Origin of the sequence: Chloracidobacterium sp., from assembly GCA_025057975.1 — a bacterium.
GTDB lineage: Bacteria > Acidobacteriota > Blastocatellia > Chloracidobacteriales > Chloracidobacteriaceae > Chloracidobacterium.
Genome location: JANWUV010000057.1, coordinates 1 through 582, shown reverse-complemented (window position 1 = coordinate 582; position 582 = coordinate 1). Strand labels below are relative to the sequence as shown.

The 582-nt window shown below is 45.9% G+C and carries 2 protein-coding genes; both read left to right on the top strand.

Annotated elements, in window-relative coordinates:
• On the top strand, positions 1-220 hold a 220-nt coding region (locus NZ585_15055), incomplete at its 5' end, for a DUF3368 domain-containing protein (protein ID MCS7081347.1).
• Between the two features lie 3 nt (positions 221-223).
• Positions 224-451, top strand: a complete 228-nt coding sequence (locus NZ585_15050; protein MCS7081346.1) for a DUF2283 domain-containing protein — start codon at positions 224-226, stop codon at positions 449-451.
• Positions 452-582 lie beyond the last annotated feature (131 nt).

Below are 582 nucleotides of genomic sequence, written 5' to 3'. Positions count from 1 at the left end.
AGACGATTTGAGAGGAAGAAAGTATGCGCGTGAGTTAGGAATTGCCTTTACGGGAACGCTGGGTATTATTGCAGATGCGAAACTGAATGGGTATATCGTTTCGGCAAAAGCGGTGTTAGACAAGGTGGAGCGGACAAACTTTCGTTTGAGCGCAGAGGTAAAACAAGCGATTCTCAAAAAATGTGGCGAAGAGTTTTCAGAGTTCAGCGGCGAGAGTTGAAAAGTGAGCGCGAAACTGATTTTCAAATACGACCGCGTAGCTGACATTCTTCGCATTGACACGGTTCCGCCTTGCAAAGAGCAAGAAACCGAAGAACTCGGCGATGACATCATCGCGCGCCTCAATCCAAACACCAATGAAATCGAGAACCTTGAAATCCTCTTTTTCTTGGCGCGCCTTTTGCGCAGCGATTTGCTCGAATTACGCGCGCAATGCGTATACTCAAGGTAACCGTATTCAAAACAACCTCACGCGCAATCAAAATGCCCAAAGGAAACCATCATAACAGCGCAAAGGATTCTGATTCTCAAAATCTAGCCTACTCGCTTTTTCAGAAAGGAACGACAATGGATATCCAAACT